The following is a 25392-nucleotide window of genomic DNA, read 5'->3' as shown; positions in this document are numbered from 1 at the left end:
GCGCGTGGCCAGCCGCTCCAGCAGGGCCGCGCTCTGCGCCAGCAACTCCCGCTCGTCGTCAGTGAGTTCGGCCTCGATGGCCTGCGCGAGCCAGCCGGCCCTGCGGCCGCGCTCCGCTTCGAGTGCGACCCGGCCCGCGTCCGACAGTTCGACGAGCGTCTTGCGGCCGTCGGTGGGGTGCGCGCGGCGGGTGATCAGGTTCTGCTCCATGAGCAGCCCCACCGACCGGGCCATCGACTGGGGGCGTACGCGCTGATCGGCCGCGAGGTCGCTGGTGGTCATGGCGCCGTTGCGGTCGAGCGCGCCGAGTACGGCGGCCTGGCCCAGCGGGATGCGGTCCTCGTGCTTGACGCGCCGGGTGAGCTTGCCCATCGCGGTGCGTAGTTCGGCGGCGATGGCGGCGGCTTCCGAGGTGGGCATAGGGCACTTTACCGCGCTGGTCAGCGCGGCTGTGCACCCGATCTGTGCAGTATCGCTGTACGGCAATACTGCACAGCCAAACTGTGCAGCCTTGCTGTAGGGTTTGGTGGTGTCGGGCCCAGCGTCAGCGTCGTCGCAGCCGGGGCCGCGGCACACGACAACGGGGAGGAACACCCATGTCCGCGAAAGAAGCCGGGACCGCCGACACCGGCATCGAGACCGTCACCGCCCGCCGGATCATCGACAGCCGGGGCAACCCGACGGTCGAGGTCGACGTCGTCCTGACGGACGGCTCCCTGGGGCGCGCGGCGGTACCCTCCGGCGCCTCCACCGGCGCCCGGGAGGCCGTGGAACTGCGTGACGGTGACTCCGCGCGCTGGCACGGCAAGGGCGTCGACCGTGCGGTGGCCCACGTCAACGGGGAGATCGCGACGGCCGTACGCGGCCGGAATGCGGCGGATCAGGCGGGGCTCGACGCCGCCCTGGTCGCCCTCGACGGCACCGCTACGAAGTCCCGCCTCGGCGCCAACGCGGTCCTCGGCGTCTCCCTCGCCGCCGCCAAGGCCGCCGCGGCGGCTCACCGCCGGCCGCTCTACCGCTACCTGGGTGGCGCCGACGCCCACCTCCTGCCGCTGCCGATGATGAACATCGTCAACGGCGGTGCCCACGCCGACAATCCGCTGGATTTCCAGGAGTTCATGATCGCGCCCGTAGGCGCGGACACCTTCGCCGAGGCCGTCCGCATGGGCAGCGAGGTCTTCCACACCCTGCGCCGCGATCTGCAGGCAGCCGGGCACTCCACGGGCGTCGGCGACGAGGGCGGTTTCGCGCCCGCCCTGCGCACCGCCGAAGAGGCGCTGGACTTCGTGATGGCCGCCATCGAACGCACCGGCTACCGCCCCGGCGCGGACATCGGCCTGGTCATGGACCCGGCGTCGTCGGAGTTCTTCCGCGACGGGGTGTACGACTACGCCGGCGAGGGAGTCCGCCGCACCCCCTCCGAGAACGCCGACTACCTCGCCAAGCTCATCGACGCCTACCCGATCGTCTCCATCGAGGACCCGATGGCGGAGGACGACCTGGACGGCTGGCGCGAGCTCACCGCCCGCGTCGGCGACCGCTGCCAGCTCACCGGCGACGACGTCTTCTGCACCAACGAGACACTCCTCCGCGAAGGCATCCGCACCGGCGTCGGCAATTCGGTCCTGGTCAAGGTCAATCAGATCGGGACCCTGACGGAGGCGCTGGCCACCGTGGCCACCGCCCACCAGGCGGGCTGGACGGCCGTCATGTCGCACCGCTCGGGCGAGACGGAGGACACCACCATCGCGGACCTGGCCGTGGCGACGGGCTGCGGCCAGATCAAGACCGGCTCGCTCTCCCGCTCCGACCGCACGGCGAAGTACAACCAGCTGATCAGGATCGAAGAGGAGCTGGGCGACTCGGCACGCTACGCGGGCCGCTCCGCGCTGCGCCGGGCCTGAACGACCGGTGCCGCCTGGCTGTCACTGCCTGCGACTCGCCTGGTCGATCAGATGAAGGTCTCGTCCCCGGCTCGTTGACCGAACTCCCCGCAGACCGAGGACCCTGAGGGGTTCCTCGGTCTGTTCCATCCGGGCGTCGCGGCGGTCAGGGTGGGTGCGTCAGCGCTGAAGAACCTGGCTCCGGGCAATCCCGCACGTCTCGCCGCTACCCTGGAGACGACCGCAATGCAGGGGGCAACGGTGGGACAACAGGCACGGCGGGCTGCGGGGACGCAGACCTTCACGGATCTGCTCCGGCACCCGAGTCGTCTCATCGAGCAGTTCAGAGAAGACGCTCGGCATCGCGCCGAGGCGGACGTCGTAGCGTCGAACGCTGGACAGGCTCGCGAGGTCTCCGCGTTCGTCCGTGACGGCCACCGTTTCCGGCAGGGGTCGCTGATTCTGGATCCCGCCGCAGCTTCGCCAGTGGTGTGGCGGCCGTTTCGGGTCCTCGGTAGATCTGGTGAGGACGTCGTCTTGGTTGCTCCGTTCCACGTTCATGGGGCGGGCCCGGTCGTCGGTTCGGCAAGACTCGCGGTCGATAGGGACATGTTCCGTCTACTGTCCCTGCAAGCAGCTGATCGCTACTGGGAACTCGCCATCCCTGCTGCGGACGTGGCTCTGGTCCGTGCTGTGCTGCGCGGGGATAGCGCTGGAAGCTAGCCCGGAGAGGCGCTGCTTACGGGCATCAATCCGAATACGTCACAGCCATTTGTCGAGGACTGCGACCAGGACGGTCCCTTCGTAGCTGACCGCGAGGCTGCCCGGGCCGTCCGTGTACGGGGCGGCGGGCGGCCGTACCTTCGAGCCCCGTCCTGCCCGGAAGCCGTGCTCCGGCCGTACGTTGTGGTGGGCCGCAAGGCCTGTGGCGAGGTGCTGTGTGCCAGGTGGGTGACCTGGGCGGGCATCTGGCGGAGTAGCTGTCGGCGCGGTCGTGATAGCTGGGTGAGAGCGGCGCACAGTACGGGGTGTGGATGTCGAGGAGATCGCCGACGAGCTGTACGGGCTGAAGCCGGGCGAGTTCACCGCGGCGCGGGACGCGTACGTCGCCCAGGCGCGCCAAGCGAAGGACGCGGCGGTGGCGAAGGCGATCGCGGCGCTGCGGCGGCCGGCGCTCGCGGCGTGGGCCGCGAACCAGTTGGCCCGTCAGCAGCCGGACGAGACCGCGAGGTTCCTGGAGCTGGGCGAGACACTCCGGGAAGCCCACCGGACGCTCGACGGCGCGCGGCTGCGCGCGGCGGCCCGTCAGCAGCACCAGCTGGTCGGAGCGCTCGCCCGTACAGCCGCCGTCCTCGCCGCGGAGGCGGGGCAGCCGGTGAGCGACACGGTGCTCCACGAGATCGAGCAGACCCTCCACGCCGTACTGGCCCGCACCGATGTCGCCGAGCAGTGGTCGAAGGGCCGCCTTGTGAAGGTGCCGGAAGCCGCGGTCGACTTCGCCGCCATCGCCCCGGACGAGGTGCCCGCCCGCCCGGTTCCGGCGAAACCGTTCGCGCCGAAGCAGGAACGGGCGGGCGCGGGGGAGCGGCGGTTGCGTGATCTCCAGCGGGCTCGTGTGGTGGCGGAGGAGGCCGAGGCGGAGGTCGGCCGGTTCGAGCGGGAGCTCGACGAGGCCCGTGACGCGCTGGAAGCCGCTGCAGGAGGGGCGGAGGAGGAGGTCGGCCGGGTTCGCCGACTGGAGCACGAATTGCAGGAGGCCCGGAAGGCCAAGTCCGCGGCCGAGGGGATCACTGCGGAGGCCGGCACGGCGGTGAAGGCGGCGGAACGTGCTGTGCGGGAGGCGCGCAGGGCCGCCGAGCAGGCCGCTCGCGCCGTTCAGCGCCTGGAGCACCAGGCCGAGCCGTAGCCGGCCCGGCCGCCGAGGACGGAGAGCGAGCATCCGGTGTGGCGCCTGGGGTGTTCTGACCGACTCCGGTACCCGGGACGACAGCGGTACGCGACATGGGCCCGCTGGCCGAGGCCAACGCGTAGCACCAGTGGGGCGCAATCCACTGCCGTACGGTCTCACGCCTCGTGAAGGGGGTGACCGCTGCCGACAACTACGACTTGAACGCGTTCAAACTCTGTGCCAGGGTACGGATGCGCTCTTGGGCGCACCGGTCGCGCACGCGGCCCGCGGAACCCGCTAGGGGTGGACTGTGTTGCGTTCCTGTCGTACTGCGCTGACCTTGATAGCCGCGGCCCTCGCCCTGACGGCCTGCGGCAGGTTCACCGTCATGCCACCGCCTGACGGCGAACCGGTCGTTCTGAAGCCGGCCGAACTCGCGACCACGTGGACCGATCGCGACGGCGGCACGATCACGCTGAAGCAGGACGGGACGTTCGTCGCCGACAAAGTCTGCCTCGCCGCCGGCTGGTACGACAGTCTGGCCTGGTCCGGAACCGGTACTTGGAAGCAAGGCTCCGACGAGAAGCAAAGCTTCGTCGGAGTGACCTTCGACGCCGATCACCCCGAAGTGCGTGGGCGGGTGCCCGACGCCTACTCCGCTTTGAAGCAGGGCAAGGTCCTGAAGCTCTGGGTCGCCGTCGGCGATCCGGACAACGACTATCCGAACTGCGTCCTGACCAGCCCGGCGAGCTGACCCGGCTGCCGCGCGGCCTCGAACTCCACTGGGCTGCAGCGGCGAGGGGCTGTGATCGGTTCGTCCCGGGCAGTCGCTCCGGTCAGCGGGGCATGCGCCCTCCCAGCTTCCGCGCCTCTTCGCGCAGGCCCGCAGCCCACGCTCCGCCTTCCGCAGGTGCGGACATCCCCGTGACAGCGGAAACCTGCACGTCTTCGGGCGAGGCCTCCAAGGCGGCTCCGTGCCGCGCCCAGTCCACCTTGATCCCGGCGCGCTCTGCAAGAACCAGCACTATGGCGATGAAGCCTTCGGAAAGCGCGAGCCAGATGGCGTGGCTCGATCCTCGGTGCTTCGCCAGCAGGGCGTTGACGAAGATCTCGAAAGTGTCGGGGCTGATCTGACACTCGTCGTTCTCCATCGGCCCGATGCCCGACGGGAGTTCCAACTCCGCTTCGAAGACCGCCACCTGGCGCTGGAACATGCGAGAAGCTCCATTGGACGGGTTCCACAGTGTCTCGTCGCCGAGGTCGAAGTACTGGCTCATCGCGGCACCTTTCAGCTGGTCATGACAGACCAGCGTACCGAGAGCACGAGCTGCGCCATCGACTCGATCCTCTGGTGGGCGTAGCTGCGGCGGCGCGGGCACCCCCGCATAGGCTGGCCGTCCTATCCGACCCACCGCGACGAGGATCAGCCCATGCGCAGCGGCACCAGGATCCGCCTGATCGAGCCCACGGACGCCGCCCCGATAGCCGAGCACAGGGTGCGGGACTTCGAGGCTTTCCGGCCGTGGGAACCGGCCCAGCCGGCCGACTTCTTCACCCCGGAGGGCCAGGCGGAGCGGATCGACAGCCTGCTGGCCGGATACCGGGCCGGCTCGGTGTGGCCGGGCGTGGTGCTCGCCGACGACCAGGTGATCGGGCAGGTCACCGTCGGAGGCATCCTGCCGCAGCCGCACCTGCGCCGTGGCTCCGTCGGATACTGGATCGCCAGCGTCGCCCAGAATCAAGGCCACGCCGGGCGCGCCGTCGAGCTTGTACTCCGAGTGATGACGGACGAACTCGGGTTGCACCGCGCCGAGGCGTCCACCAATCTGGAGAATCTGCCGTCGCAACGGGTGCTGCGCCGCAACGGGTTCAGCCCGTATGGCGTTGCGCACTCCTCGATCTTTCTCGACGGGAGCTGGCGGGACGGGCTGTTGTGGGAGCGGATCCTCGGCGACTGACCTCGCCGTTTCGGTGGAGACGAGGCCGGGAGCGGGGAGGAAGTATGAAGCCGTTATCATACCGATCATGGAGTCTGTCGATCGAACGGGAGTCTCGATCGGGTGATCGCGGGCACTGCCCGGCATGAGAGCAGGGCCGGCGGTATGCGGGGAGAATCCAGGGGAGCGGAGGGCCACGCGCTGCTACGGTCGGGCGCTATGAGCTGGCTCCCCGATAACTTCGTCCATCCCGTCCTGGTACCGCTGCCGGGCAGTGGTCATCACCTGCGGCCGATCCGGGAGGCGGACACCGCGCTCGACTATCCGGCTGTGATGGGTTCGCGCGAGCGGCTGTGGACCATCTTCGGCCCCGCCTGGGGCTGGCCCGCGGCCACCATGACCTACGAGGCCGACCAGGCCGACCTGTTGCGGCACGAGAAGGAGATCGCCGCACACCAGTCTTTCAACTACGCGCTGTTCGACGCCGCGGAGACAGCTCTGCTCGGCTGCGTCTACATCGACCCACCGGAGAGGGCCGGCGCGGACGGCGAGATCTCCTGGTGGGTGGTGGACGAGCTGGTGGACAGCAAGGTCGAGCAGGCCCTCGACGAGCTGGTGCCGCAGTGGATAGCCGCCGACTGGCCGTTCGAGCAGCCGCGCTTCCTCGGCCGAGAGATCTCCTGGTCGGACTGGCTCGCCCTGCCGGAGCACCCCGACGCGTAAGTAGCTTTTGTCGTCATGCTCCGGGGGCTTGGTGCTCGAACGGCCGTCTCGATTGGGTGGTCGTCGGTAACCGCTCGTGCTGAGGACGATGAGCGGTCCTGAGTCCGCCCCCGCCGTGAGCGGATCGGCGTCGGGCGGCAGCAGGAAGGATCCGAACCCCAGACGCATAGCGCCGCCAGGCCCCTCCGGTCGCAGGGACCACGTGCCCCGCCGCGGCGGCGGAGTCGGCCGCGTCCAGACGGTCAGCAGCGGATCGGCGCCGAACTGATCCGCTTGCCGGCGACCGTATGCGTACCAGGAGTCGGACACTGACCGTGTGCTGATGCACGTACGGCGCACAACACGTGACCATGAGCGCCCCTACGGGCACTCTGCGCGCCCTACCGGTGCCCGCACGGGGCGGAAATGATGAGCGCACCGTAAAAGGAACCAGGCGATCCGCACCCCTGTCCCTCGGCGAGAGGGACATGCGGCGGAAGGAGCTCATGGTGTTGCTTCTCATCTCCCCGGACAGCGTCGAGGAAGCCCTCGACTGCGCGAAGGCGGCGGAGCACCTCGACATCGTCGACGTCAAGAAGCCCGACGAGGGCTCGCTCGGTGCCAACTTCCCCTGGGTCATCAGGGAGATCCGCGACGCGGTTCCGGCGGACAAGCCCGTGTCCGCCACCGTGGGTGACGTCCCCTACAAGCCCGGCACGGTGGCGCAGGCCGCGCTCGGAGCGGTCGTCTCCGGCGCCACGTACATCAAGGTCGGCCTCTACGGTTGTACGACGCCCGAACAGGGCATCGAGGTCATGCGCGCGGTCGTCCGGGCGGTGAAGGACCACCGTCCCGACGCGCTCGTCGTCGCCTCCGGCTATGCCGACGCCCACCGCGTCGGCTGCGTCAACCCGCTCGCCGTGCCCGACATCGCCGCCCGCTCCGGTGCCGACGCGGCCATGCTCGACACCGCCATCAAGGACGGGACTCGGCTGTTCGACCACGTTCCTCCGGACATCTGCGCCGAGTTCGTACGACGGGCCCACACCTCCGGTCTGCTCGCGGCCCTCGCGGGCAGCATCACGCAGGCCGACCTCGGTCCGCTGACGCGCATGGGAACGGACATCGTGGGCGTGCGCGGAGCGGTCTGCGAGGGAGGCGACCGCAACGCCGGGCGGATTCAGCCGCATCTGATCTCCGCCTTCCGGGCGGAGATGGACCGGCAGGGCCGGGAGCACGCCGTCGGCGTCCCCGCCGTGAACTGACCGCCGGCATGCCGATGCCTGAGGCCGACAGCGTCCCCGGACGCCGGGCCACACGTTTCTCCGTCGTCGACCCGGCCACCGGGGAGACCTTCGACGAGGCCCCCGACCAGCAGCCGGGCGAGCTGGACGACGTGGTCGCCCGCGCCCGACGAGCCTGGCACGACTGGCGCTCCGACCCCACCGCTCGCACCGCCGCGTTGCGCGGCGCGGCCGACGCCGTGGAGACGGCCGGCGACGACCTCGCCCGGTTGCTGACCCGGGAACAGGGCAAGCCGCTGGCCGAGTCGTACGCGGAGGTCGCCCGTACCGCGGCCCGCCTGCGCTACTACGCCGACCTGGCCCCCCGGACCCGCCGGATCGACGACGGCCGGCCCGTGCACAGCGAGGTCCGCTGGCGACCCCTCGGACCCGTCGCCGCGATCGTGCCGTGGAACTTTCCCCTCCAGCTCGCGGCGGCGAAGTTCGCGCCCGCGCTCGCGGCGGGCAACACCGTGGTCCTCAAACCGTCGCCGTTCACTCCGCTCGCCACCCGGCTGCTCGGCTCCGTTCTCGCCACCGTCCTGCCCGAGGAGGTCCTGACCGTCGTCACCGGCCGCGAACCCCTCGGTGCCCGCCTCGCGTCCCACCCGGGCATCCGCCACGTCACCTTCACCGGCTCGGTGCCCACCGGGCGGGCCGTCGCCGGGGCGGCGGGGGCCTCGCTCGCGCGGGTCACCCTGGAGCTGGGCGGGAACGACGCCGCCGTCCTGCTGGACGACGTCGACGTGGACCGGATCGCGGACCGGCTGTTCTGGGCGGCGTTTCGCAACTGCGGGCAGGTCTGCATGGCGGTCAAACGCGTCTACGTCCCGGCCGGGCTCCACGCCGAGGTCGTCGAAGCCCTCGCCGAGCGCGCGAAGAGCGTCGTCGTCGGGCCCGGCCTCGACCCCGAAACCCGGCTGGGGCCCGTCAACAACGCTCCGCAGCTGGTCCGGGTCGAACAGGTCACGGAGCAGGCCCTGGCGGACGGTGCCCGGGCGGCGTCCGGAGGTCACCGGCTGGACGGACCGGGATACTTCTTCGCTCCCACGATCCTCACCGACGTCCCGCCCGGCAGTCCGGTGGTGACCGAGGAACAGTTCGGACCGGTGCTGCCGGTGCTGCCGTACCGGAGCCTCGACGAAGCCGTCGACGCGGCCAACAGCACCGGATTCGGACTGGGCGGCTCGGTATGGGGCACCGATCTCGACCGAGCCGAAGAGGTGGCCGACCGGCTCGAATGCGGCACGGCCTGGATCAACCACCATGCCGAACTGTCCCTTGCCCAGCCCTTCGCAGGCGTCAAGGACAGCGGAGTCGGCGTCGCCGGGGGACCGTGGGGGCTCTACGGCAACCTCCGGCCGTTCGTCGTACACCGCCCGCGCCCGCAGGAGGCGTGACGATGAAGTTCCAGGCGGCCGTACTGCGCTCGTACGAGGACCCGTTCACGATCGAGGAGGTGACCCTGCGGACGGAACCCGCCGTCGACGAGATCCTGGTCGAGATCGCGGGCTCCGGGATGTGCCGGACCGATCTCGCGGTCCGGCGATCCGCCGGCCGCAGCCCGCTGCCGGCCGTCCTCGGCCACGAGGGCGCCGGGGTCGTGGTGCGGACGGGCGGCGGCGGCTCTGACACCGCGATCAACGTGGGTGACCACGTCGTGCTGAGCTTCGACTCCTGCGGACACTGCCGGAACTGCCGCGCCGCGGCCCCCGCCTACTGCGACTCCTTCGCCTCCCTCAACCTCTTCGGGGGACGCGAGGAGGACCCGCCACGGCTCACCGACGCGACCGGGAAAGCGCTGGCCCCCCGATGGTTCGGCCAGTCCTCGTTCGCCGAATACGCGCTCGTCCCGGCCCGCAACGCCGTACGGATCGACCCCGCACTGCCGCTCGAACTGCTCGGCCCCCTCGGCTGCGGCTTCCTCACCGGCGCCGGAGCCGTACTGAACACCTTCGCCGCAGGCCCCGGCGACACCCTGACGGTCCTCGGCGCCGGAGCCGTGGGCCTGGCCGCGGTGATGGCGGCCACCGCCGCCGGCGTACTGACCGTGGCCGTCGACCGCCATCCCCAACGGCTGGCCCTGGCCGAGCGGTTCGGCGCGATCCCCCTGCACGCCGCAACGGCCGGACTGCCCGAACGGATCCGACGGCTGACCGACGGCGGCGCGCAGTACGCCCTGGACACCACGGCCTCGGCACCGCTCATCAACCACGCGCTCCAAGGACTGCGCCCCACTGGCACCCTCGGCCTGGTGGCACGCCTCCACACCGCGCTCCCGCTCGAACCGGGCACGCTCGACCGAGGTCGCAGCATCCGCCACATCTGCGAAGGGGACGCCGTGCCGGGACTGCTGATACCCCGGCTGGTGGGGCTGTGGCGGGCCGGACACTTCCCCTTCGACCAGCTGATCCGCACGTACCCCATGGCCGACATCAACGAGGCCGAACGCGACTGCGACGCGGGCCGCGTGGTCAAACCCGTCCTGCTCCCGGCAGCAAGAAGCCGATGAGCGAGGCACGCGCCACCGCCCACTCCCCACTCCCCACGCTCCACCCCTCACTCGCGCCAACGGAGGAAGAATGGCCGGCACGACGCCGCAGCAGACAGACGTGGACGGCTTGGACGGCTTGGACGGAGGTGTGGGCCTGACCGCCCTCCTGGTCGCCGCGGCACGGGCGATCGAGACCCACCGCCACGACAGCCTGGCCCAGGACGTCTACGCGGAACACTTCGTGCGCGCAGCCCCGGCAAGCGCGGACTGGCCGGTACGCATCGAACAGGTCCCGGACGGGGACGACAACCCGCTGTGGGGGCGGTTCGCCCGCTACTTCGGCCTGCGGACCAGGGTCCTCGACGACTTCCTTCTCCGGTCGGTCGGTACGAACGTCCGCCAAGTGGTCCTGCTGGGGGCGGGGTTGGACACGCGCGCCTTCCGGCTGGACCTGCCGTCCGACCTGGTCGTCTACGAGATCGACAGGGCGGGCGTACTGGCCTTCAAACAGCGGGTGCTCACGGACCTCTCGGCCGCCCCCAAGGTGAAGCGCGTGGCCGTACCGGTCGACCTGCGCGCGGACTGGGTCACCGCGCTCACCACCGCCGGCTTCGACCCGGACGTGCCGAGCGTCTGGCTGGCCGAGGGACTGCTCTTCTACCTGCCGAGCGGGGCCGAGACGTATCTCATCGACACGGTGGACCGGCTGACCACCGGAGACAGCGCTCTGGCCTTCGAGGCCAAGCTGGAGAAGGACCTGCTGGCGTACCGCGACAGCTCGATCTACACGGCGACGCGAGAACAGATCGGCATCGACCTGCTCGACCTCTTCGACAGGGGACCACGACCCGACTCGGCAGGCGACCTGACGGCCAAGGGCTGGTCCACATCGATGCACACGCCCTTCGACTTCTCCCGCCGACACGGACGCGGCCCCCTCCCCGAACCGAACGACGCGCTGGAGGGGAACCGGTGGGTGTTCGCGCACAAGCCCCGGCGATGACGTCCGCACGCTCACGACGACGCCCGTAGGGAGTACGGGGGTGTGGGCCCCGCTCGATGGGACGCGCCCCGGCAACGGCCCGCCGGCGAGCGGCAGCGTGCCGGGACGCCGACGGACCGTCAGACGGCCCGGGCAGCCACCAGCTGGTCGCCCGGGATCCCGGCCATGTCCGGCGCGTAGTAGTCCTCGATGCCGGCGGCCCAGGTCGCCACGGTGATGCGGTCCTCGGCATCCGGGCCGAAGGCGTCGAAGAGCGCGTGGATGTTCGGCTCCTCGAAACCGATCGCCGTCATCAGCGAGACGAAGAGCGGGCGCTCGATCAGGCCGTCCTTGTCGGGGTCGCCGAGTGCGGCGAGCGCGTCGGCGAACTCGGCGATCGTGGGACCGAAGCGCTCGGGGTCGAGCACGAACGGACGGAACTCGTCGACGCTGATCACGCCGTCGCCGTTGGCGTCCAGTTCGGTGGCCAGCGTCGTCCAGTAGCGGCGGAACGCAGTCCGGATGGCGGCCTTGGCATCGCCGTCCGATGCGACCGCCGCCTCCAGAACACGGTTCGTCATGAGGTCGAAGTCCTCGGAGTCGATGACCCCGTTGCCGTTGGCGTCGAAGAGGGAGAAAACCAGCTCGACCCGCTGGGCGGCCTCAGTGCGCATGTCCGTCACCTGTCTTCCGCGGCCCGTCGATCCCGGGCCTGGCTCAATGAGTGCTTCTCCATAACCGAGCTGGGAGAGAAGCGTGACGGTCAAGCGGCCTCCGTTACCGGAAAGGGCGAGTTCGCCGACAATCAGCCCGGGCGGGTCCGACCGGAGGTCGGCGATCAGGGACCTGGCGGAGCCCAAGGCGCCTCGGATGTCAGTCCCACGAGTTGAACAGTGCTGCACCAAGGGTCTCAGGCCGCCAGTGCTTGATCTGGCGCCATTCCGCCTGAGACAGAGCGGACCCGTCAGCTTCCTCCAGCGGGGACAGGAGTTCCGTCGCCGTCAAGACGACGAAGCCGAAGCTGCCGAGGGTGGTGGCCCAGACGGGCGGGTCCAAGAACTCGGTCTCTCACTTCTCGCCCGTAGGCGACGCACGCCATGGCTGCTTCGTCGCTGAATCGAGGTCGAGGCGGAGCCGGCTGATCGGGAGGGCCTCCAGCGTGCAACGAGCTTCGGGCCGGGCCCATCAGCTCACGGCGCAACCGCCGCTACCTGCGAAGACGCCGGATCAAGTACACCATCCCCGAACCGAAGGACCTGTGGGCCAACCGCAAACGGCGCGGCGGCGAGGGCGGTCGGCCCACCGGCTTCGACAGCGAGATCTACGAACGTCGCAACGAGGTCGAGCGCATGATCAACCGGCTGGGGCCGCAACTCCCCGGCCGTCGCCACCCGCTACGACAAGAGGGCCTATGTCCTCCACGGCACCGTCACGGTCGCGGCGATCCGCCTACGGCTCCGCCCATGACGCGCCGGAGAGAATCTAGGCGGTCTTGGTGGCGTTGCCGAGGATCTTGGTCGGGGTGATGCGGACGACCACTCGAACCTCTTCCGGCGGGGCCTCCAGGTACTCCTTGCCGCCGCCCGGGCCGAGGTATTCCTCGGCGATGCGGACGGCCACCGCGCGGCCGGCGTCCTCGGTAACGGTGGCCGTGCCGCGGATCTCGACGTACAGGTAGGGGTTGGCGAGGTCGAAGACGGTCAGGCCGACGCGTGGGTCGCGGAGTATGTTCCGTTCCTTGCGCCGGCCCTGTTCGGTGGAGACCAGCAGCTCGCCGCCGTCACGGCTCACCCAGACCACCGAACTCTGCGGGCTGCCATCAGGGTTGAGGGTGGACAAGACGGCCGGGTGCGGTGCGTCAAACAGGCTGCGTACGGTGTCGTTCATCTCAATGGGCATGTCGGGGAGGCTAATCGGGCTCCGTGGTGTGGCGCACCGGAATACATTCCCGTCGTGCCGGACACCGCCTAGAACACGGCCGTCATGTCGTACCAAAGGCTGCCGTCCCAGCCGCCCTGCTGGAAGGTGCCGTTGCCGTTGCCCGGGTAGAACAGGAGGCAGTCGGCTCCGGTGCAGGAGCTGCCGGTGGTGGATTCGGTGGCGCGGCTGTTCGTGATCGCGTAGAAGTCGTTGCGGCCGTCGTTGTACTCGGAGTCGCCGGCGCTGATGAGGGTGCCCAGGGCGTTCCACCCGCCGCCGATCAGGACGCGGGACGCGAGCGCGCCGGTCTTGCCGTTGTAGCGCCACAGCTTGCCGGTGGAGGGCTCGCGGGCGATCAGGTCGGCCTTGCCGTCGCCGGTCACGTCGCCGGGGGCGGTGAGGGCGTCCATGCTGTTCCAGCCGCCGGCGCCGAGCAGCTTGCGGGCGCCGAGCGTGCCGGAGGTCGTACCCGGGTACAGCCACAGCTTGCCCGTGGCCTTCTCGACGGCGAGGAGGTCGGAACGCTTGTCGCCGGTGAGGTCACCGAAGGCGGTGATCCGGGTCATGGCGTTCCAGCCGCCGGCGCCGATGAGCTTGCGGGCGCCGAAGGTTCCGGTACCGGTGCCGGGGTAGAGCCAGAGCTTGCCGGTGGACGCCTCGCGGGCGATCACGTCCTCGCGGGCGTCGTTGGTGAAGTCGCCGTGACGGGTGAGGGCGTTCATGGCGTTCCAGCCGGGGCCGACGAGCTTGCCGGTGCCGTTGCCGGGCAGGAACCAGAGGCGACCGACCTTGTCGCGGGTGAGGAGGTCGGAGCGGTAGTTGCCGTCGAGGTTGGCGAAGGAGCCGCGGCTGAGGGAGTCCCAGCGCACGGACCACTCGGGGTAAGCGGGGCCGTCGCACTCGCGGTAGGTCGGGACGAGCTTGATCGAGCTGATGGAGGGGGCGCCGAAGTTGCCCCACTCGGTGCCGCCGGGGTTCGGGTTTCGAACGCCGACGCCCCAGCCACCGGAGGTGCCGTAGTAGGGCTCGTTGTAGCCGCAGGCGTAGAGGTTGGAGCGGTTGGATACGGCACGGATCGCGTTGTCCCAGGCGCCGAGCGTCGGCTTGCTCGCACTGATCTTGAGCATGGCGCCGGTGGCGTGGTCGGTCTTCCAGGCACAGAGGTAGCCGCGCGGGCAGTCCTCGGGCTCGGCGTGGGCCGGGCTCGCGGCGGGGCCGACAGTGGTGAACGTGGTCAGTGCGGTGAGCGCTGCGAGAGCGAGTGCGGTGAACTTGGGCTTGCCGGGTGATCCGGGCAGACGGGACAGCAGAGACATACGTGGGTTCCCCTCCAAGGTGCGACGCGGAGCCGAGCCCTCGGGGCTCCCCCTCTCGACACGCCGTGCCAGGGAAGGTACCGCGTGACAGTGACAGTCCAGGTGGCGGGGTCCCCTCCATGACCAGGTCGATCCGGTAGGGACACCGGCATCGCCTCGGCGGCCACGGCCGTACGCCCGCAGCCCGCATCTGGCACCGACTCGCACACCTGGATGCCGTTGGAAGACCTCGAACCGTCCCTGCGGGGGAAGGCGTCGGGTCCTGGGTGGCTCGGTGGCGGGTTCGGCCTGATGCCTGGCCCGGAGGCCGCCGTCTTTGGACGGCCGCCCGGCTGCGCGTCATCGGCGAACTGCGCCCCGAACACCCGGTGGAGCTCGCCGTCATCGTCGCCTGCCCGCATAGCAAGCCGGTGCGGGTGGTGATCGAGGTTGTCAGGTACTCCTCGGAGGTCGACGAACTCGCTCGCCGCCTTGTCTCCCTGGGCCTGATGCGTCGCCGACGACGGAAGCCCACCCGGCGCCGGACGGCGACGCCTCGCGGACGCTGCCTCGGCGGGACATGTGCCCGCGTACGCGCTCCACCGTTCCGCCGCGCTCGTCCCCCCTGGCTCCGTCCGACGCGGGTCTCTCGGCACCCACCCCGTCCCCGTCTCCCTCGGGCGCACCCTGACCCGCATGGGCAAAGCCCTCGACGACGACCGGGGTCACGGCACGGACCAAGGCTCGGATGTAGGTGGTTTCGGCGGAGGCGGAGGCGGTGGCGGAGGCGGTGGCGGCGGTGACGGTGACTGACAGCGGTGGCTGGCCCAACCCGGCACGCCACGCCGGGTAGTGCGGCGAGCCCGGCCACACACAGCAAGAGTCGCGGAACAAGGGCGGCGTGGCCACGAGGGCCGCTCGCACCACGTGTGATCACGAGTGCCATGATGTCCGCCGGCAAGTCGACAGGGTGGGCGAATCGAGGAGAGCGCGATGGCCGGAGTGAGAGTGACGGTCTGTCTGCCTCCCGAGGCCGCAGACGATGTCGAGAGGGCGCTTGACGAAGCACTCGCTCCCTTCTACCTCGATTCATCCGACAACCCTGTCGACCGCGGTATGTGGGACTCACGTCGGATCAACGGTGGCAGTGACGGCACGGGGTTCGCCGTCGCCCCCGGGCACGAGAACGACCCGAGGCTCATCCACGACGATCCCCGGTACGACGGCACGCCTTGCCCCAGTTCCTTCGGAGTCTGCGCCGGAGGACCGCGCGCCCTGCTCGACTTCTCGCGCCCGCTCGCGGCATCCGAAAGCGCGGTCGCGGCCTCTTGGGACCTGTGGCACCGACTGTCCGCAGTGCATCCTCCGGCCGTACCGCTCGAGGACTTCGTCGACCGCTGGTGGAACGACCCCGACGCGTTCCCGGACGACCGTTGGGGCGATGCCATGTTCGCCGCCTACAAGGCACAGCCGCTCATCCATGCGTACCTGTCCCACCCGCACAGCCTCGGCTACGGGAGCCTGTGGTTCCCGGACCCCGCGGAACATCCCGTCATCGGCTACGACGGGGACCGCGCCGCCTACATCCGTGATCTCACCAGCCCCCATCAGCCGGACACGGACGTGCTGACCTTGGACGGCTGGTGGCGGGAGAGTGGGGGCAACGCGGTGCACGCATCCTGCGATCCCGGCCTGTGCCCCCACGAACGGCCGGGGCCCGCGGTATGGCCGGGCAGCGAGGCGTACCTCGCCACGCTGCCAGGCGACACGATCCTGGTCCGGCTGCGCTGCCACGCGTAGCAACGCCGTCGAAAGCGGGCGAGCACTCCGGCGGGGGCGAACGCTGCCCGAAGCGGACCATCCAGGCAAACGGCGATCAAGCAGGTGGGGCGTATGGCGGGTTTGGATGACCTGGTGCAACTGTTCGGTCCGGCACCCGACCGAGACCCATCCCCGGACGACTGGGCCGAGGTCGAGGGCTACGTCGGCTCAGCGCTGCCGGGCGACTTCAAGGCGTTCCTTGATGCCTACGGCACCGGGTCTGTCTGCGGAGAGCTGGTGGTCTTCCACCCGAGGGGGTCCAGCCCGCTGCTGGATCGGATGCGGAAGATCCACGAGTCGTTCGGCCAGTCGTGGCGACGTGACTCGGACGAATACCCCTTTCGGTTCCACCCCGCATCGGGCGGCCTGATCTCCTGGGGATACGACCACTCCGGCGACGAGCACTTCTTCTGGCCGTGCGACCCGGACCCGGACTCCTGGAAGATCGTCACGAACATCAACGGGGCCGCCCCCGTCGTCTTCGACGGACGGTTCACCGACTTCGTGCTCGCCTTCGCCAAGCGCCTGCGCGACGTGGACCCGCACCACGGGATCGACCCGGCTGCCCTGGAGTTCCTTGAGCCGGAAGACCTGAACGAACTGGCAGAGCGCGGCGAGATCGGTCCGGTCGAGCCGAGCTTTGAACCGTTCTGATCCCGCGTCGCCTTCCAGGCCGGTGGTAGCTGCGGCGTCGCCGGAGGCCGAGACGACGCTGCGGGCGATGCTGCCGTCGGTGGCGTTCTCGGTGAATCAGCCGGGGTTGTCGCCGTCGCCGTCGTCGTGGTTGAACGAGGGGGCAGTTGGCTGGATTTGCCCGGTCGAGGCCGGTCCGGTGTGCGTCACCTTGTTCAGACTTTCACGCACGGTCACGGACCGTGCGTCGCTGGTCCCGCCGGTCCCGCCGCTCCGAGGCCCGCCGGAACGACATCATCGTGTTGCGGCCGGATACTCCTTGACTCTCGGGTAGCGCGAGACGGCACAGTCAGTGCCGTGGACAGGAAAAACCTGCTGCCGATCGGGCAGTTCTCGCAGGCCAGCGGCCTCTCGGTCACCGCGCTTCGGCACTACGACGCCAGTGGCGTGTTGGCGCCGGCGTTCGTCGATCCGGTGAGCGGCTACCGGTACTTCCGGCGTGACCAGGTGCGTACGGCGCAGTCGATCAGGGCGCTGCGGCAGTTGGACATCCCGGTAGAGGACGTGCGCCGACTGCTCGACGGCGGCGAGGAGGAGCTCGCCGCCGCCCTGCACGCGCATCTGCGGGCGGCCGAACGGCGGCTGGAGGTGCAGCGCTCCGTGGTCCACAGCTTGTTGAGCCGACTGACCGAAGGAGTAGAAATGACCCACCGCGTCACCGTCCGCCAGGGCGCCGCCGAACGGATCCTCGTCCGCGGGGCGACCCTGGACAACTCCGGGCTCGACGCCTTCCTCCGCGTCGCCTACCAGGAGATGTACGAGGTCGCCGGCCGCGGCCCGCTCACCTTCACCGGGCCCGCTTTCGTCCGGTTCCACGGGGTGTGCGACGACGAGAACGAGACGCTCGTCGAGGCGTGCCTGCCGTTCTGGGAAGACGGCGCGCAGCCCACGGACCTGCCCGAGGGCATGACCGTGCGCGAGCTGCCCGAGAACACCCTCGCCTGCACGGAGGTCGAGGGCGAGGCCGCGGCGTTCCCGCAGATCCTCGGCGCGTACGACGCCGTCGCCGACTGGATCACCGAGCACGGCTTCGCCTTCGCGGGCCCGGCCCGGATGGTCTACCGCCGATGGACCGGGACACCGGACCATCCGGACAACCGCCTGGAGATCGCCTGGCCGATCGACGAGCCTGCCGACGACTAGGACTTGTCCGGTCGATCACCAGGAGGCATGGGTCAGATGGTGAGTGTGGGCCAGGGAACGTCGGATTCCACGGCGGCGGTGTAGTCGACGCCGGGGACGGAGAAGCCGTAGAGACGGCGGACTTCGTCGCCGAACCAGGCCAGGTCGGCGAGTTCGGTGATGGTGTCGCTGGTGGCGCTGCCCCAGCGTTCGGCAACGGCGTTCTGTACGGCGGGGTCGAGTTCCCAGGTGTCGAGGCGGACCCGGCCCTCGTCGTCGACATCGAGGGGGCGGGCGCCGGTCAGCTGGTCCCAGAGCTGCACCAGTTGTCCGATCGGGGCCACCATCGCGTCGCCGAGGACACCGCGCAGCAGCCCGACGTACAGGGCGATGCCGGGGATGGCGGTGGACGACTGGGTGACGGCGGCGGCGTTGACCGAGGTCACGGCCCGGCCGCCCAACGTCCTCGCGAGCCGCTCGTCCAGCGTGCGTGCTGTGGCTTCCAGGTGGGACTTCGCGGCGCCGATGGTGCCCTGCCGGTAGATCGCCGCGGTGAGCGGCGAGCCGATGTAGGACAGCGCGGCGGTGGTGAAGCCGTCGGCAAGCAGGGACCGGTCGGCCAGGAACGTGACCCACCGTTCCCAGTCCGTGCCGCCCATCACAGCCACGGTCTGCTCGATGTCGTCGCCCTCGGCCGGAGCCGTGGTGACCTCCTTCACCTCCGGGGCGCCGTGCTCGTCGAAGACGAGGGTCTTGGTCGTGTGGGGCGAGCCGATCGGCTTGAGGACCGAGGCGTACGTGGTGCCGGTGTCCGGGTCGGTACGGCGGGGCGCGGCCACCGAGTAGATCAGGTAGTCGAGGCGTCCTCCGAACCGCTGGGCGAGGAGGTCGGCAACCTGCTCCTTCACCGTGTCGCTGAACGCGTCACCATTGAGGAAGACCATGTCCCGGCCGTGCTGTCGGGCGAGCCGGTCGGTGGCGGCGGTGCGGTACCAGCCGGCTGTGCCGGTGCGCCGTGCGGGCGCCTTCTCGAAGCACACGCCGATGCCCCGGATACCGACGCGGGCCAGGCCCGCGATCGTGGCGGCCAGGCCGTACCCGGCGGACGAGCCGATGACCAGGGCCACCGGCGCCTTGCTCCCGGCGGGGGCCGGGCCGGGGACGGCCTGCCACATCTCGTCCACCAGTTGTCGACATCCGCCAGGGTGGGAGTCGAGGAAGAGGAAGCCTCGGCTCTTGGGTGCGATAACGCGTTCGCTCATGGTGTGGTGCCCCAGATGTCGTCACGGACAAGGACGTGGCGGCTGTCTGGGCCCCCCGTCCGACAAGTCTGCGGCCGTGTGGACGAGCATGGTGATCTTTACCGGCACAACGATGTCCAGCCGGGCTTGGAGGGTTCCGCCAGGCGCCTTCGAATGGATCATCTGATTGTTGGTCCGGGAATACGGCTGCCGAGGTCGAGGTCGAGGTCGAGGTCGCGGTCGAGGAAGACGGTCAAGATCGGTAGAGCTTCGGCCTTTCACAGCTGTATGGCGATGAGGGCGGTGTCGTCGGTGAGGCCGGTTGGGGGGATGAGGTCGGTCAGGAGGGCGTTGGCGAGGGCGTCGGGGTGGGTGGTGTGGTGTCGGGTGAGGGAGTGGGCGAGGCGGGTGAGGCCCGTGTCGATGTCCTCGTTGCGGCGTTCGATGAGGCCGTCGGTGTAGAGGACGAGGACGGAGCCGGGGGTGAAGGGGGTGTCGGCCTGGGGTCTTGGGGTGTGTTCGGGGCGTGCGCCGAGTGGAGGGTCGGTGGCCTGGTCGAGGAAGGTGACGGTGCCGTCGGGGTGGCACAGGGCGGGTGGAGGGTGGCCGGCGCTGCTGTACGTGAGGGTGTGGTTGTTCCAGTCGATGTAGACGGAGACGGCGGTGGTGGATTCGGCCCCTTCGACGGTGCGGGCGTACAGGCCGAGGACTTCGAGGGCCTGGGCAGGACCGTTGGCGACGAGGGAGGCGGCGGACAGGGCGCTGCGGAGCTGGCCCATGACGCCGGCCGCGCGTAGTCCGTGGCCGACGACGTCGCCGACGGCTACGGCCGTGCGGCCCGTTTCGGGCATGTCGACGAGGTCGTACCAGTCGCCGCACACGTTCAGGGCGCCTACCGCGGGGCGGTAGCGGACGGCGGCGTGGTGGTGATGAAGGGAGTGGGGGAGGGGCAGCATCGCTTGTTGGAGGTGGAGGGCGACTTCGCGTTCGCGGGCGTGGGCTTTGCGCAGGCGTTCGTTGACTTCCTGGAGTTCGCGGGCGCGGGTGTAGAGCTCGGCCTGGAGGAGCTGGGAGCGGCCCCCGTCGGGACGGCCGCCGCCGGCTGTCATGAGTCTGGTGACTTCTTCGACCCGGTGCAGGAGCAGGGCCACGGTGCCGTCGGGGGCGAGGATGGGGACGTTGACGGGGCTCCAGTACCGCTCCTGCCAGACGCCGGGCCGGTCGGGGTCTTCCACGTCGTAGCGCTGCAGGGCCATGGTGTCGCGCTCGCCGGTGGCCACGACGCGCAGGAGGGAGGCGTGGAGGTTGCGCATGCCGGTCGCGTCGGGGTCGTGGGGGTTGTCGGGGAAGACGTCGAAGAGGTAGCGGCCGATCACCTGGTCGCGGGTGCGGCCGGCCATGGAAAGGAACGCCTCGTTGGCATCCGCGTACACCAGGTCGGGGGTCAGCAGCGCGGCCGCGCCGGGCAGGGCATGGAAGATCGCCTGGTAGTCGATGCCGGGTCCGCTCACGTCACCACCTGCCGCACGTCGGCCGCTCTTGCAGGCCATAGGTGCTTCCACGGTGCCACGCACGTGGATCGCGAGCTCGTCGTGGTGCGTCGGCGTGGACCGTTCGGGTCCTCACCATGCGATCCGCGACACCGGACCAGCTTCCTGATCCGCGCCGACCAGGACCAGGGGGCCAGGGGGCTGCCTCCCCGGGGCACACATTAATAAATGAGCAGCCATTTACTAATGTGCTACGGTCGATCTCGAACGGAGGCACCCATGCCACGACCACGCGCTACCAGCGACACCGACATCCTTGCCGCCACCAGGCGCGCGATCGGCGCTCACGGGCCCGGCAGGCTCACCCTGGCGCATGTCGGTGTCGAAGCGGGGGTCTCCCCGGCGACCCTGTCGCAGCGCTTCGGGTCCAAGCGGGGCCTGCTCCTGGCATTCGCCGCGGGCGCCGCCGCGGGCGCCGACGAGCCGTACCGCAGGGCGCGGGCCGCGCGCGACTCGCCCCTGGCAGCGGTACATGCCGTCGCCGACGAGTTCGCCCGCCACATGTCCACTCCCGAGGAGATGGCCAATCACCTCGGCATGCTCCAGCTCGACCTCTCCGACCCCGAGTTCCGCGTCCATGCCGCCGCGCACACCCGAGCGGTCGACGCGGTCCTGCGAGAGCTGCTCGCCGAAGCTGCCGCAAAGGGCGAGCTCCCCGCCGGCACCGACGTGCCGCGCCTGGCCCGAGCCGTCAAGATCACCATGGACGGTTCCCTGCTGCAGTGGGCTCTCACGGGCGACGGCGATCCCGCCGCGCTGCTCCACGGCGACCTTGACCTCTTGTTCGGGAGGACCTCATGACCTTTACCGCCACCGTCTTCATCGGTACCAGCCTCGACGGCTACATCGCCCGTCCGAACGACGACATCGAATGGCTGACCTCGCGCGGCGAAAAGGCCGGCGACATGGGCTTCTTCGAGTTCCTCGACTCGGTGGACGCCGTGATCATGGGCCGCAACACCTACGAGACGGTCATCGGTTTCGGTGAGGAGAACTGGCCCTACGGCGACCGTCACGTGGGCGTTCTGAGCACCACCCTCCCCGAGGACACCGACCCCCGCATCACCGTCTACCGCGACATGGACACCCTCGTCGCCGACCTCGAACGGCGTGGGGCCGTGCACGTCTATCCCGACGGCGGACGTCTCATCCAGAGCTTCATCCGCGCGGGTCGCGTCGACCGGTTCATCATCAGCGTCGCCCCGGTCCTGATCGGGAGCGGCCACCGGCTCTTCGGCGAGCTGCACGACGACGTTCCGCTTCGCCTGGACACGGTCGCCGACCTCGGCGGCGGCTTTGCGCAGCTGCGGTACACAGTGGAGAAGTAGCGGGTGTGACCACGTAGCGCCGTCTTGCTGCTGGAAGTGCTGAAGCAAGCCCGGGTTCATCGGTACGGGCACTTTGTCTGCTGATCGGGCACAACGGATGGCCCTTCAGTTCCCCACCCGATGGCGGCGGACGGTCGCGGCGTCACCGATGGCGGGCCAGAGTTCGGCCAGCCACGATTCAAAGTGTGTGGCCACTGGCAGACCCGGCGGCAGAGAATCATGCAGACCGACGGTCTCCGGCTCCAGCTCGCGACAACGGACCAGGGTTGCCGGCTCCGCCCCTTGAACAGCAGATGAAACGCTCTTCAAGAACATGACATTGGCCGCCACGAGCCAAGACTGCCGACCCATTCCCGCCACACCCGAGGAGCCATCGCTCCCATGGGCCAGTGCCCATGGGTCAGGGGCCAAATACCGGACAGCACCTACGCCGGTGAATGCCGCGGCGGATGTGCACATCGAGCAGGGCTCCTGGGTACTCCACAGAGAGAGCAGGCTCAGGTCCCACCCGGTTCGCGCCGCGCCCAACGCGTTCATCTCGGCGTGGGCAAGCGGCGTCCCGCGCAGCGGACCGCCTCCATGAGCATCGTCGTACGCATGGTTGCGGCCCTCGGCCAGTACCGCCCCGCTCGCATCCGTCATCACGGATCCCACCGCCAACCCGCCGGCGGCCAGCGCCTCGTACGCCAGGGCCAGGCATCGCCTGACTGCCTCGGGCGCGTGTTGCGGCCTACGCTTGTCAGGGGCAGATCCAACATCGAACGAGGGGGTACGCCATGCCGTACGAGACCGGCGCGAAGGTGAGGCTGACCAGGGATGTGCAGGTCACCGCGGACGAAACGGCGGCCAGGAACGGCTTGCCCGGTCCGCTGTACTTGGCCGAGGGCTTGGGGGGCGTCGTCACGGGCTTGACCCAGGAAGCGGGCGGTGTGGCCCAGGACCAACTCGCGGACTTCGATCAGCGATTCCGCGACAGCCGGTTCGAGCCCCACGCGGCCCGCTTCATCGGGGAACTCCGTCAGCAACTGGTCCGGCAAGGAGGGTTCGACGCCGGAGTCGGCGCTCGGATCAGGTACAGAGTGCGCTTCGAGAACGGGTTCGTTCTCAGCGGCGTTGAAGAAGACTGGCTGACCGGATCCTGAGTACCTGCCGCCGCGATGCCTCCGCCGGCCGGGCGGAGGCATCGCCGTCTCTGCGGCCGGTTCCCACCAGCCTCGACGAAACCCGCCTCGCATGCGGACGGCGAGTGCGGCGCGCGAGCAGCACGAGCGAGGGGAGACAGGCGCACGAAACGACGGACGGTGGCCGGCGACGAAGCCTCACCGGCCACCGACTTGGTGCGCTCCTCTTCAGGCCGGGTAGGTGATCGAGCCCAGTGGCGGGCAGGGGAGGAGCGTGGTGCCGGCGCCGGGGCGTTCGACGAAAGCCCGGGCTTCGGCGGCCCGCAGGCGCTGCGAATCCAGGTCGTCGGCGTGCCGGGCGTCGCGTCTGGCGCGGGTGTAGTCCCATGAGTCGTCGATGAGACTGAGGCTGGTGTTGCCGGAGCTGCGCTGGAAGTCCAGCTTCAAGGCGGCCTGTTGGAGTGCGGTCTGTGTCGCGGCGAGATCGATGCGGGCGATCAGGATGCCGAGGGTGTGCGGTTCGCGGGTCGGTATGGGGGCTTGCGGGAGCACGGACACCCCGGAGTCGAGGCGGCCGATGTTGTCGACCATCGCGTTCTCGGCGTCCCGCGCCATGAGCCGCATTTCCTGGTGCAGCCAGAACAGCTCGTCGAGGTCGGCCTCGGTGATGCGCATCCGCTGATACAGGGCTTGGAAGCGGGGATCGTAGTGCAGCGGACGGAAGGGGGCGGCGTGGAACATGACGCAGTCGTTGAGACCGGCCGCCACCGCGGCGTCGAGGTGGTAGACGGCCTGGTCCGCCTGTCCGTGTGCGACAGCGAGGACACCGAGGCTCGTCTCGCCCGCGGCGACGAGCCACGTGCCGTCGGGGCCGAGCGCCGTGGCGCGCGCGACGACGTCGTGGAGGCCCGCGGTACTTGCCGCGGTGGGACCGCTGGTCCCGAGCGCCACGAGCAGTTCGTGGACGCGGGCGACCAGCGAGTTGACGGTGTCGGCCATGGATCTCCTCGGACCTCGGTGGTGAAGAGCGCAGGGGCTTTGAGTCTCAGGCAACCCCCATGGACATGACGGGTGGATGGGGTGAGTGGTTCCTGCTCGATTCGGAGCCCCTGGCTCCGATCCTGAGACCGCCCTCGGCATACGGCTTTGGGCCGCGGGATCCGGATGTCGCTCTGCTGAGTGGCGAGTCAAGGCCTTCCGGGCACGTCGTCACGGCGAAGGCGCAGCGCACGAGCTCGGCCCTGGCGGCGGGTCAGGAAGTCTCGACGGGCTCGTCATGGCGAAACACTCACTCCCGGGCGCGAGGCTGCTGTCGCGCCCTTCGCGCGCTGGGCACCCCGCCGGAGTCTGCAGGTCAGCCGGGGAACGCAGCGCCCCCGGCCGCGCGGACCTTCTTGACGCAGGCCTCGTCGAAGGCGGTCAGACCGAGCGAGCGATTATCGGTGAACAGCCGGTACTCCATGACCACGGTCCAGCCGCTCTTCTTGAAGACCCCCTCGACCAGGTCGACTGTGCCGTCCGCGGCTGTGCGCTCCTTCCTCTTGTGGGGCTCCGTCCACCCGCGTCCGGTCAGCGCGTCCGCCAGGGCGTTGGCGCGGGACACGTCCAGCGTGGCAGCGGCCGTGTCGAGCCCCTTGTAACTGACGGTGCAGTCGCCCAAGGTGCCGATCTGAAACTTCGCGTCCAAGCGCGCCCAGGCCGGATCGTTCGGCGGGGCCCCGACATCGGCCGTCACGCTGTCGAGCACCATGCGCATCTCCGTCTTGGTGATCGGCCCGGAGTCGTCCGGCCGCGCCGTGGCGGACGAGGCAGTCGGCGCGGACGCTGTGTCCTTCTGCTGCCCGGCACCCCCGCTCCCGCAGCCGGTGACGCCCAGCATCACTGCCGCCAGGCCGGTGACAGTCCACCCCACCCTGTTCATGAGCATCCCCTTCAGTGCGCAAGGGCCGTGTACCCCTGTGAACCAGGGGAGGAAGTGTGCCACGGGGCCGGGGGCTCCCATCCCGTGCCCCGAAGTGCTGCGAGCACGTGGGCAGGTTGGTCGATTCAGAGGCTGCGGGCGGTGATGTCGCCGTAGGCGGTGGTGGCCTGGATGTTGAGGCCGGCCGTGGCGCCCTCGCTGTTGCGGAGGG

24 protein-coding genes and 2 pseudogenes are annotated in these 25392 nt (G+C 69.9%); 16 read left to right on the top strand and 10 right to left on the bottom strand.

The annotated features are described in order from the left end of the window. Positions 1–420 (bottom strand): MarR family winged helix-turn-helix transcriptional regulator (locus SGA01_RS38025; RefSeq protein ID WP_141302746.1); only part of this gene is annotated, 420 nt, incomplete at its 3' end. A 176-nt stretch (positions 421–596) separates the two neighbouring features. On the opposite strand from SGA01_RS38025, the gene eno reads away from it, so the two are divergent. From eno to SGA01_RS38010, 3 genes are all read left to right on the top strand, one after another. After that, positions 597–1904 carry a phosphopyruvate hydratase gene (eno, locus tag SGA01_RS38020; protein ID WP_141302745.1) on the top strand — a complete coding sequence of 436 codons (1308 nt, stop codon included), beginning with the start codon at positions 597–599 and terminating at the stop codon, positions 1902–1904. Positions 1905–2913: 1009 nt separating this feature from the next. Next, entirely contained in the window at positions 2914–3789 is an 876-nt protein-coding gene (locus tag SGA01_RS38015; RefSeq protein ID WP_141302744.1) for a hypothetical protein, read from the top strand. A gap of 370 nt (positions 3790–4159) precedes the next feature. Next, positions 4160–4525 carry a hypothetical protein gene (locus SGA01_RS38010; protein ID WP_141302743.1) on the top strand — a complete coding sequence of 122 codons (366 nt, stop codon included), beginning with the start codon at positions 4160–4162 and terminating at the stop codon, positions 4523–4525. Between the two features lie 82 nt (positions 4526–4607). Here the strand turns inward: SGA01_RS38010 and SGA01_RS38005 are convergent, their stop codons facing one another. Then, positions 4608–5048, bottom strand: a complete 441-nt coding sequence (locus SGA01_RS38005; RefSeq protein ID WP_141302742.1) for a DUF6086 family protein — start codon at positions 5046–5048, stop codon at positions 4608–4610. A gap of 153 nt (positions 5049–5201) precedes the next feature. Between SGA01_RS38005 and SGA01_RS38000 the strand changes: the two genes are divergently transcribed. The 6 genes from SGA01_RS38000 to SGA01_RS37975 all read left to right on the top strand — a co-directional run bounded on the left by SGA01_RS38000 (position 5202) and on the right by SGA01_RS37975 (position 11190). Further along, positions 5202–5729 carry a GNAT family N-acetyltransferase gene (locus SGA01_RS38000; RefSeq protein ID WP_141302741.1) on the top strand — a complete coding sequence of 176 codons (528 nt, stop codon included), beginning with the start codon at positions 5202–5204 and terminating at the stop codon, positions 5727–5729. A 198-nt stretch (positions 5730–5927) separates the two neighbouring features. Then, positions 5928–6431, top strand: coding sequence for a GNAT family N-acetyltransferase (locus SGA01_RS37995; RefSeq protein WP_141302740.1), 504 nt, complete (start codon positions 5928–5930; stop codon positions 6429–6431). Positions 6432–6919: 488 nt separating this feature from the next. Further along, positions 6920–7675 carry a (5-formylfuran-3-yl)methyl phosphate synthase gene (locus SGA01_RS37990; RefSeq protein WP_141302749.1) on the top strand — a complete coding sequence of 252 codons (756 nt, stop codon included), beginning with the start codon at positions 6920–6922 and terminating at the stop codon, positions 7673–7675. An 8-nt stretch (positions 7676–7683) separates the two neighbouring features. Then, positions 7684–9093 carry an aldehyde dehydrogenase family protein gene (locus tag SGA01_RS37985; protein ID WP_141302739.1) on the top strand — a complete coding sequence of 470 codons (1410 nt, stop codon included), beginning with the start codon at positions 7684–7686 and terminating at the stop codon, positions 9091–9093. Between the two features lie 2 nt (positions 9094–9095). Then, complete coding sequence (locus SGA01_RS37980; protein WP_141302738.1) at positions 9096–10205, top strand: NAD(P)-dependent alcohol dehydrogenase; 1110 nt, start codon at positions 9096–9098, stop codon at positions 10203–10205. A gap of 70 nt (positions 10206–10275) precedes the next feature. After that, entirely contained in the window at positions 10276–11190 is a 915-nt protein-coding gene (locus SGA01_RS37975) for an SAM-dependent methyltransferase (protein ID WP_141302737.1), read from the top strand. Between the two features lie 119 nt (positions 11191–11309). Here the strand turns inward: SGA01_RS37975 and SGA01_RS37970 are convergent, their stop codons facing one another. Next, positions 11310–11843 carry an EF-hand domain-containing protein gene (locus SGA01_RS37970; RefSeq protein ID WP_141302736.1) on the bottom strand — a complete coding sequence of 178 codons (534 nt, stop codon included), beginning with the start codon at positions 11841–11843 and terminating at the stop codon, positions 11310–11312. Between the two features lie 513 nt (positions 11844–12356). Between SGA01_RS37970 and SGA01_RS37965 the strand changes: the two are divergent. Next, positions 12357–12636, top strand: a pseudogene (locus SGA01_RS37965) (IS5/IS1182 family transposase); the annotation flags it as partial. 15 nt (positions 12637–12651) lie between these two features. Here SGA01_RS37965 and SGA01_RS37960 read toward each other — a convergent pair. Together SGA01_RS37960 and SGA01_RS37955 are read right to left on the bottom strand one after the other, a co-directional pair. Then, positions 12652–13068: a PPOX class F420-dependent oxidoreductase gene (locus SGA01_RS37960; protein WP_141302735.1), complete on the bottom strand. Its 417-nt coding sequence runs from the start codon at positions 13066–13068 to the stop codon at positions 12652–12654. 68 nt (positions 13069–13136) lie between these two features. Then, complete coding sequence (locus SGA01_RS37955) at positions 13137–14405, bottom strand: FG-GAP-like repeat-containing protein (RefSeq protein WP_141302734.1); 1269 nt, start codon at positions 14403–14405, stop codon at positions 13137–13139. Between the two features lie 1095 nt (positions 14406–15500). Here SGA01_RS37955 and SGA01_RS37950 point away from each other — a divergent pair. The 3 genes from SGA01_RS37950 (at position 15501) to SGA01_RS37940 (ending at position 18041) form a co-directional block, all read left to right on the top strand. Further along, positions 15501–16184: a hypothetical protein gene (locus tag SGA01_RS37950; protein ID WP_141302733.1), complete on the top strand. Its 684-nt coding sequence runs from the start codon at positions 15501–15503 to the stop codon at positions 16182–16184. 93 nt (positions 16185–16277) lie between these two features. Beyond that, positions 16278–16859: a hypothetical protein gene (locus tag SGA01_RS37945; RefSeq protein ID WP_141302732.1), complete on the top strand. Its 582-nt coding sequence runs from the start codon at positions 16278–16280 to the stop codon at positions 16857–16859. A 336-nt stretch (positions 16860–17195) separates the two neighbouring features. After that, positions 17196–18041, top strand: a complete 846-nt coding sequence (locus tag SGA01_RS37940) for a MerR family transcriptional regulator (protein ID WP_141302731.1) — start codon at positions 17196–17198, stop codon at positions 18039–18041. Positions 18042–18073: 32 nt separating this feature from the next. Here SGA01_RS37940 and fabV read toward each other — a convergent pair whose 3' ends face one another. Next, a complete protein-coding gene (gene fabV / locus SGA01_RS37935) occupies positions 18074–19282 on the bottom strand; it encodes an enoyl-[acyl-carrier-protein] reductase FabV (protein WP_141302730.1) in 1209 nt (402 codons plus the stop codon). A 257-nt stretch (positions 19283–19539) separates the two neighbouring features. Then, entirely contained in the window at positions 19540–20772 is a 1233-nt protein-coding gene (locus tag SGA01_RS37930) for a PP2C family protein-serine/threonine phosphatase (protein ID WP_141302729.1), read from the bottom strand. A 258-nt stretch (positions 20773–21030) separates the two neighbouring features. Here SGA01_RS37930 and SGA01_RS37925 point away from each other — a divergent pair, with 258 nt between their 5' ends. Together SGA01_RS37925 and SGA01_RS37920 are read left to right on the top strand one after the other, a co-directional pair. Beyond that, a complete protein-coding gene (locus SGA01_RS37925) occupies positions 21031–21612 on the top strand; it encodes a TetR family transcriptional regulator (RefSeq protein WP_141302728.1) in 582 nt (193 codons plus the stop codon). Then, complete coding sequence (locus SGA01_RS37920; protein WP_141302727.1) at positions 21609–22139, top strand: dihydrofolate reductase family protein; 531 nt, start codon at positions 21609–21611, stop codon at positions 22137–22139. Before SGA01_RS37925 ends, SGA01_RS37920 begins: the two co-directional genes overlap by 4 nt. A 105-nt stretch (positions 22140–22244) precedes the next feature. On the opposite strand, the pseudogene SGA01_RS37915 reads toward SGA01_RS37920, so the two are convergent. Beyond that, positions 22245–22841 (bottom strand): annotated as a pseudogene (locus tag SGA01_RS37915) (nucleoside deaminase); the annotation flags it as partial. Between the two features lie 74 nt (positions 22842–22915). Between SGA01_RS37915 and SGA01_RS37910 the strand changes: the two are divergent. After that, on the top strand, positions 22916–23281 hold the full coding sequence (locus tag SGA01_RS37910) for a hypothetical protein (protein WP_141302726.1): 366 nt from the start codon (positions 22916–22918) through the stop codon (positions 23279–23281). Between the two features lie 207 nt (positions 23282–23488). Here the strand turns inward: SGA01_RS37910 and SGA01_RS37905 are convergent, their stop codons facing one another. Then, the gene (locus SGA01_RS37905; protein ID WP_141302725.1) at positions 23489–24259 is read right to left on the bottom strand and encodes a hypothetical protein; all 771 of its coding nucleotides are present in this window, start codon (positions 24257–24259) and stop codon (positions 23489–23491) included. 355 nt (positions 24260–24614) lie between these two features. Beyond that, positions 24615–25181: a hypothetical protein gene (locus SGA01_RS37900; RefSeq protein ID WP_229918571.1), complete on the bottom strand. Its 567-nt coding sequence runs from the start codon at positions 25179–25181 to the stop codon at positions 24615–24617. Positions 25182–25392: the final 211 nt, after the last annotated feature.

Origin of the sequence: Streptomyces gardneri, assembly GCF_006539185.1 — a bacterium.
Lineage (GTDB): Bacteria > Actinomycetota > Actinomycetes > Streptomycetales > Streptomycetaceae > Streptomyces > Streptomyces gardneri.
Note: the sequence above shows the minus strand (reverse complement) of the source record. Positions and strands in the feature narration are given on the sequence as shown.

Excerpts from the sequence above, each read along its gene's own strand:
- SGA01_RS37920 (WP_141302727.1), top strand. The coding sequence starts at position 21,609 with ATGACCTTTACCGCCACCGTCTTCATCGGTACCAGCCTCGACGGCTAC.
- fabV (WP_141302730.1), bottom strand. The coding sequence starts at position 19,282 with ATGAGCGAACGCGTTATCGCACCCAAGAGCCGAGGCTTCCTCTTCCTC.
- SGA01_RS37970 (WP_141302736.1), bottom strand. The coding sequence starts at position 11,843 with ATGCGCACTGAGGCCGCCCAGCGGGTCGAGCTGGTTTTCTCCCTCTTC.
- eno (WP_141302745.1), top strand. The coding sequence starts at position 597 with ATGTCCGCGAAAGAAGCCGGGACCGCCGACACCGGCATCGAGACCGTC.
- SGA01_RS37925 (WP_141302728.1), top strand. The coding sequence starts at position 21,031 with ATGCCACGACCACGCGCTACCAGCGACACCGACATCCTTGCCGCCACC.
- SGA01_RS38010 (WP_141302743.1), top strand. The coding sequence starts at position 4,160 with ATGCCACCGCCTGACGGCGAACCGGTCGTTCTGAAGCCGGCCGAACTC.
- SGA01_RS37900 (WP_229918571.1), bottom strand. The coding sequence starts at position 25,181 with ATGAACAGGGTGGGGTGGACTGTCACCGGCCTGGCGGCAGTGATGCTG.
- SGA01_RS37910 (WP_141302726.1), top strand. The coding sequence starts at position 22,916 with ATGCCGTACGAGACCGGCGCGAAGGTGAGGCTGACCAGGGATGTGCAG.
- SGA01_RS38000 (WP_141302741.1), top strand. The coding sequence starts at position 5,202 with ATGCGCAGCGGCACCAGGATCCGCCTGATCGAGCCCACGGACGCCGCC.
- SGA01_RS37905 (WP_141302725.1), bottom strand. The coding sequence starts at position 24,259 with ATGGCCGACACCGTCAACTCGCTGGTCGCCCGCGTCCACGAACTGCTC.
- SGA01_RS38005 (WP_141302742.1), bottom strand. The coding sequence starts at position 5,048 with ATGAGCCAGTACTTCGACCTCGGCGACGAGACACTGTGGAACCCGTCC.
- SGA01_RS37980 (WP_141302738.1), top strand. The coding sequence starts at position 9,096 with ATGAAGTTCCAGGCGGCCGTACTGCGCTCGTACGAGGACCCGTTCACG.
- SGA01_RS37960 (WP_141302735.1), bottom strand. The coding sequence starts at position 13,068 with ATGCCCATTGAGATGAACGACACCGTACGCAGCCTGTTTGACGCACCG.
- SGA01_RS37945 (WP_141302732.1), top strand. The coding sequence starts at position 16,278 with ATGGCGGGTTTGGATGACCTGGTGCAACTGTTCGGTCCGGCACCCGAC.
- SGA01_RS37985 (WP_141302739.1), top strand. The coding sequence starts at position 7,684 with ATGCCGATGCCTGAGGCCGACAGCGTCCCCGGACGCCGGGCCACACGT.
- SGA01_RS37955 (WP_141302734.1), bottom strand. The coding sequence starts at position 14,405 with ATGTCTCTGCTGTCCCGTCTGCCCGGATCACCCGGCAAGCCCAAGTTC.
- SGA01_RS37950 (WP_141302733.1), top strand. The coding sequence starts at position 15,501 with ATGTGGGACTCACGTCGGATCAACGGTGGCAGTGACGGCACGGGGTTC.
- SGA01_RS37975 (WP_141302737.1), top strand. The coding sequence starts at position 10,276 with ATGGCCGGCACGACGCCGCAGCAGACAGACGTGGACGGCTTGGACGGC.
- SGA01_RS37995 (WP_141302740.1), top strand. The coding sequence starts at position 5,928 with ATGAGCTGGCTCCCCGATAACTTCGTCCATCCCGTCCTGGTACCGCTG.